Source organism: Haemophilus paracuniculus (genome assembly GCF_002015115.1).
GTDB classification, from domain to species: Bacteria; Pseudomonadota; Gammaproteobacteria; order Enterobacterales; family Pasteurellaceae; genus Haemophilus_E; species Haemophilus_E paracuniculus.
This window is the reverse complement of the sequence record NZ_MUYA01000018.1, coordinates 81,994-88,656: the sequence shown is the minus strand read 5'-3', so window position 1 is coordinate 88,656 and position 6,663 is coordinate 81,994. Positions and strand designations below refer to the sequence as shown.

Here is a 6,663-nt window from a genome sequence, read left to right as displayed (position 1 = left end):
GTTTTAATATACAAGGGGGGCAAGCGGTAAGATCCTGCGAAATTTCACAAAATCCCACCCCTTGCAGTGGGAATTTATCCCCTTTTGCTTGCTTTTAAGCTATAATCCGCCCCAATTTTTTCTGATTTCTGATAAAGGATAATTTTATGATGCGTTCTCACTATTGCGGTGCGTTAAACCGCTCTCACGTTGGACAAGCCGTAACTTTGAGCGGTTGGGTTCATCGAATCCGTAACCTTGGTCGTTTTATTTTTATGCAGATCCGTGATCGTGAGGGGATTGTGCAGGTCTTTTTTGATGAGAAAGATGAAGCGATTTTTAAATTAGCGTCAAGCCTACGCAATGAGGCGTGCGTGCAAATTCAAGGGGATGTGATTGCCCGTGATGAGTCGCAAATCAACAAAGAAATGGCAACGGGCGAGATCGAAGTGTTGGTTAAAAATTTGGTGATCTACAACAACGCCGAGGTGTTGCCGCTCGACTTCAACCAAAACAACACCGAAGAACAGCGTTTGAAATATCGCTACCTCGATTTACGCCGCCCAGAAATGGCGGAACGTTTGAAAACCCGTGCCAAAATTACCAGTTTCGTTCGCCGTTTTATGGATGAAAATGACTTCCTCGATATTGAAACCCCAATGCTGACCAAAGCGACCCCAGAGGGGGCAAGGGATTACCTCGTGCCGAGCCGTGTGCATAAGGGCAAATTCTATGCCTTACCGCAGTCGCCACAGTTGTTTAAACAGTTGCTGATGATGTCAGGCTTCGACCGTTACTACCAAATCGTGAAATGTTTCCGTGATGAAGATTTGCGTGCCGACCGCCAACCTGAATTTACCCAAATTGATGTGGAAACCACCTTTATGACGGCGGAAGAAGTGCGTGCCACAATGGAAAAAATGATTCGTGGCTTGTGGCTTGATCGTTTGAACGTGGATTTGGGCGAATTCCCGATGATGACCTTCGCCGAAGCGATGCAACGCTACGGTTCAGACAAGCCAGATTTGCGTAACCCGCTCGAATTAGTCGATGTGGCGGATATTCTCAAAAATGTGGAATTTAAGGTCTTCAACGAGCCGGCCAACGATCCTGAGGGGCGTGTGGCGGTGTTGCGTGTGCCGAACGGGGCGGAAATTACCCGTAAACAGATTGATGAATACACCCAATTCGTTGGCATTTACGGGGCGAAAGGCTTGGCGTGGATGAAAGTAAACGATGTGAATGCAGGCTTAGAGGGCGTGCAAAGCCCAATCGCTAAATTCCTCAATGAAGACGTAATCAAAGCCTTGTTTGAGCGTGTTTCGGCTCAAAACGGCGACATCATTTTCTTCGGGGCGGATAAAGAGAAAATCGTAACCGATGCAATGGGGGCGTTACGCTTAAAAGTAGGGCGTGATTTAGGCATTACCGATCTCACCGCTTGGAAACCGTTGTGGGTGGTGGATTTCCCAATGTTTGAGAAAGATGACGAGGGCAGATGGTCGGCAATGCACCACCCATTCACTTCGCCGAAAGACCTCACACCAGAGCAACTCAAAGCCGATCCGAAAGGGGCGGTGGCGAACGCTTACGATATGGTGATCAACGGCTACGAAGTGGGCGGCGGCTCAGTGCGAATTTTCAACCCTGTAATGCAACAGACCGTGTTCAGTATTCTAGGCATTAACGAACAAGAGCAGACAGAAAAATTCGGCTTCTTGCTCGATGCCCTCAAATTCGGCACCCCACCGCACGCAGGTTTGGCGTTCGGGTTAGACCGTTTGACAATGTTGATCACTGGCACGGAAAATATCCGTGATGTAATCGCCTTCCCGAAAACCACCGCCGCCGCTTGCTTAATGACCGAAGCCCCAAGTTTCGCTAATCCACAAGCCTTAGCGGAATTGGGGATTGAAGTGGCTAAAAGCGAAAAAGCGGAATAATTCTGCTGAAAGATAAATAAAAATAGGACGCAGATTGCGTCCTATTTTTTTGTTTGAAATGGCTATTCTTGTAGCCATTTTGTGGCTAGTTTTTCAAACTCACAAAATATCCGATCATTACTGTTTATTCTGCGAATTTCCATAATATAAGGTTTTAACGTATTCCAATCTTTTAGCACGCTACTTCTGCTCATTCGCTTATAAACGGCTTCATCAAATAATTCTTCGGCGATTCCCACACAAATAAATTCAATTGAATTAAGCACATCAAGCACAATGAAATTTTTTTCAGATTGCTCTTGGGTAGGGGTTGCGTTTTTATCCAATAAACAAGCCAATGCGGTAAAATTTTCCCCTTTATCTCGCATTTGCATATATTTTTGGCGGCGTTCACGTAAAAAAGCATTGCTGTTATTGCTAATCAGTAAGTCGATAGTTGATTTCTGCTTATGCTGTTTACGCAATTCTTTAAGTTGAGACCAAGCAAAAAAGCTAGGTAACCTGTAAATAAACAAGTCCCTAGCCCTGCAATCACGTTGAAATCCATTAGATTTCCCAACCTTCGTTGATAACAAATTTGTTCATTTTGCACCTCTTATGTTGTGGTTAATCTAATCGTGATGATTTTTATCACGCTCTGAATTGGGGCAATCCTAAGCCAAAAATGTTCCCCTGTAAAGAGAAATTTTTGTTATTTTAGGCTCTAAAATTCCCCAATCAAATTCAAAATCCGTTTATCGGAAATTGGGTATTTGGTGCCGAGCTGTTGGGCGAAGAGGCTGACTCGCAGTTCTTCGATCATATAGCGGATTTCTAGCACTTCGTCAGGGATCGCTTTCGATTTTGGCAGTTTGGCGAGCAGTTGCTGGTAGGCGGTTTGCACCTGTTCCACCCGCAACATTTTGGCTCGGTCGCTGTTGGTATCCACCCCAAGTTTGTCTAATCGCTTGTCGATCGCGGTGAGATAACGGTGCAGATCCGCAAGGCGTTGATAGCCTGTTTCCGCCACAAAATTTGGGAAAATCAGACCGCTTATTTGAGCTTTAATATCGCTCAACGCAAACGCCATTGTGAAATCCATTTTGCCTTTGAGGCGTTTGTTGATCTCGAACGTTAAGGTCAAAATTTTCTCGGTTTGCTGGGCGATTTCCACCGTGCAATCATTGAGGTTGGCTCGCACGAAATCGTGCAGGGCGTTGAATTTTTCTTCCGTCCAGACCACGCCGCCGAAGTCGTCCACCAATTTATCCACCGCACAGGCGATGCAATCGTCAATCAGCTCTAACACCTTGCCGAACGGGGCGAAATAAAGCCCCAATTTGGCTTTGTTCGGCAGTTTTTCGTGCAGATATTTAATCGGCGAAGGCACGTTGAGCAACAGTAATCGGCGTAGCCCCGCTCGCATTGCTCGGGCTTGCTCGAACTCGGTTTCAAACAGCTTGATCCCCACCGAAGTTTGCTCGTCCACAATCGCAGGGTAGGCTTTAACGCTGAAATGCTGGCGTTTTTGCTCGTACATCTGCGGCAGCTCGGCGAAATTCCACAAATGCACGCCCGATTGCTCAATGCCGTCATCGGCAACCGCCGACAGGGTATTTTGCACCTGATCTTTGAGTTGGAATTTTAGCTCGTCTAAGTTACCGCTTTCGGCGATTTTTTTGCCCTTGTCGTCCACCACTCGGAAAGTCATTTTGAGGTGTGGGGCGAGTTGCGACAGATCCCACAATTCAGGCTCAACCGTTACCCCCGTCATTCGGCGAAGTTCGTAGCTCAAACTCTCTAACAGCGGTTTGGCGAACGGCTCGGCTCGCCCTAAAAAGGCATCCGCATAATTCGGGGCTGGCACGAAATTACGGCGAGTGGCTTTCGGCAGGGATTTAATCAACGCGACCACCAACTCGTGGCGAAGCCCTGGGATCTGCCAATCAAAGCCCTCTGGCTCAACCTGATTGAGCAACGGCAACGGAATATGCACTGTAACCCCATCGTGATCCTGCCCCACCTCAAATTGATAGCTCAATTTGAGTTTTAGCTGCCCTTGATGCCAGAAATTCGGGAAGTCGAGATCGCTCACTTTGTTGGCGTTATCGTTGATCAAAAAGGATTTCTCAAAATTGAGCAGATCGGGATCGGCTTGGCTTGCCTTTTTCCACCAGCTATCAAAATGGCGGCTCGACACCACATCCGTGCCGATCCGCTGATCGTAAAAGTCGAACACCACCTGCTCGTCCACCAAAATATCACGGCGGCGAGATTTGTGTTCCAAATCTTCCACTTCCTTGATCAAGCGGTGGTTTTCCTTGAAAAATTTGTAATTGTTGTGCCATTCGCCCTCAACCAACGCCGAGCGGATAAAAATCTCACGGCTGACCGCAGGGTCAATCGAGCCATAATTCACAAGGCGATTTGCCACAATCGGAATGCCGTAGAGCGAGACTTTTTCATACGCCATCACCGCCCCTTTCGACTTCGCCCAGTGCGGTTCGCTGTAACTGCGTTTGGTTAAATGTTGAGCTAGCGGTTCGACCCATTCAGGTTCGATTTTCGCCACCGTTCTCGCCCATAATTTGGTGGTTTCGACCAGTTCCGAGGCGATCAACCATTTCGGCTGTTTTTTGAACAGTTCCGAGTTGGGGAATACATAAAAATGAGCATTTCTCGCCCCCAAATAGTGCATTTTTTCGCTCTCTTTGCTGCCGATATGCGACAGCAAACCGCTCAATAACGCGGTGTGAATCTGCGGATAATTTGCCTCGGCGGTGTTGATCCGCAAGCCCATTTCCCGCACCGCAAGGCGAAGCTGATGATAAATATCCTGCCACTCACGCACGCGTAAATAATTGAGAAAATCCTTTTGGCACAATTTGCGGAACTGGTTTTTGCTCAGTTCTTTTTGCTGTTGTTGCAGATAGTGCCACAAATTGACGAACGCCAAAAAGTCAGAATCCTTATCGGCAAAACGGCGATGTTTTTCGTCCGCCGCCTGTTGGCGTTCCTGCGGACGCTCACGGGGATCTTGAATCGAAAGTGCCGACACGATCATCATCACTTCGTGCAAACTGCCATTTTTCGCCGCCTCGATCAACATTCGCCCCAAGCGAGGATCAATCGGCAGTTGAGCGAGCTGGCGACCGATTTCGGTCAGGCGATAACGCCCCTCGTGTTTGTGTGGGGTGGGAATGATCGCCTGCAATTCTTCCAACAATCTCACCCCGTCCTGCACCTGTTTGGTATCAGGGCGATCCACGAACGGAAAGGCTTCAATATCCGACAAGCCGAGCGAGGTCATCTGCAAAATCACCGAAGCGAGGTTGGTTCGCAAAATTTCGGGATCGGTAAACTCAGGGCGAGCGTTAAAATCTTCTTCCGAATAAAGACGGATACAGATCCCCTCAGAGGTTCGCCCACAACGCCCCTTCCGCTGATTTGCCGAGGCTTGCGAAATCGGCTCAATCGGCAGGCGTTGCACTTTGGTGCGGTAAGAGTAGCGAGAAATGCGAGCCGTTCCCGTGTCGATCACATATTTGATATTCGGGATCGTGAGCGAGGTTTCCGCCACGTTGGTGGCTAAAATCACCCGATTCAACCCACTTGGCTTGAAAATCCGCTGCTGTTCTTCGGCGGAAAGACGAGCGTAAAGCGGTAGGATTTCGGTAAATTTTAGCTCACGTTTCTGCAACGCCTCGGCAGTGTCGCGAATTTCCCGCTCGCCGTTCATAAAGATCAAAATATCGCCACGCCCTTCCGCTTGCAGTTCGTCCACCGCATTCAAAATCCCTTGCAGTTGGTCTTGATCCTCTTCCTCAACAATCGGGCGATAACGCACCTCAACGGGGAACGTTCTGCCCGACACCTCAATAATCGGGGCGTTGTCAAAATGGCGGGAAAAGCGTTCCACATCAATGGTCGCCGAAGTGATGATCACTTTGAGATCGGGGCGTTTGGCGAGAATTTGTTTGAGATAGCCCAAAATAAAATCGTTGTTGAGGCTGCGTTCGTGCGCCTCGTCAATGATCAAGGTGTCGTATTGATTGAGATAGCGGTCGGTTTGGATTTCGGCGAGTAAAATCCCGTCCGTCATCAATTTGACGAGGGTATTTTCGCTGATTTGATCGTTGAACCGCACCTTGTAGCCGACCGTTGAGCCGAGTTCCGACTGCAACTCTTCGGCGATCCGTGTTGCGACCGAGCGAGCCGCCAAACGGCGAGGCTGAGTATGCCCGATCAAGCCTTTCACGCCCCGCCCCAATTCCAAACACATTTTCGGCAACTGGGTAGTTTTGCCCGACCCCGTTTCCCCTGCGATTACCACCACCTGATGCTCGGCGATCAGCTTCAAAATTTCCTCACGGCGAGCCGATACGGGCAGATCGGGATAGCTGATCCGCAAATTTTCCGCCTGCATTTTGCGAGCAGAAAACACCGATTTTGCCGACAAAATATCCGCTTGTATCTGCGAAATGATCTCTGCTTTTGCCTTATCCTGCTTAACATTCGCCAACCCCAAAATCCGCCCACGCAAACGGCGATATTCAAAGTTCGTCAAATCAGAAAGTTCAGCCAGTAAGGTTTTTTGCTCATCAGTAAGCGGTCGGTTCACCCGATTTTTTTGCAAGGGTTTGGTCATCGAAATCACAACAAATAGCTATCAAAAATGGGGGTAATATAGCATAAAATGCAGGGAAAATAGGATATATCCCTTTACAAAGGGGAAGGATCTTTTAGAAATTTCGCCTTTCCT

General features: G+C 48.3%; 3 protein-coding genes. 1 reads left to right on the top strand and 2 read right to left on the bottom strand.

Annotated features, from left to right (window positions below; genetic code table 11):
• The first annotated feature begins 146 nt into the window (after nucleotides 1-146).
• Complete coding sequence (gene aspS, locus B0187_RS09645; RefSeq protein WP_078237643.1) at nucleotides 147-1,922, top strand: aspartate--tRNA ligase; 1,776 nt, start codon at nucleotides 147-149, stop codon at nucleotides 1,920-1,922.
• A 62-nt stretch (nucleotides 1,923-1,984) separates the two neighbouring features.
• Here the strand turns inward: aspS and B0187_RS09640 are convergent, their stop codons facing one another.
• Both B0187_RS09640 and hrpA read right to left on the bottom strand, forming a co-directional pair.
• Nucleotides 1,985-2,497, bottom strand: coding sequence for a DUF4760 domain-containing protein (locus B0187_RS09640; protein ID WP_245797030.1), 513 nt, complete (start codon nucleotides 2,495-2,497; stop codon nucleotides 1,985-1,987).
• Nucleotides 2,498-2,625: 128 nt separating this feature from the next.
• A complete protein-coding gene (gene hrpA, locus B0187_RS09635) occupies nucleotides 2,626-6,549 on the bottom strand; it encodes an ATP-dependent RNA helicase HrpA (protein WP_078237645.1) in 3,924 nt (1,307 codons plus the stop codon).
• Nucleotides 6,550-6,663 lie beyond the last annotated feature (114 nt).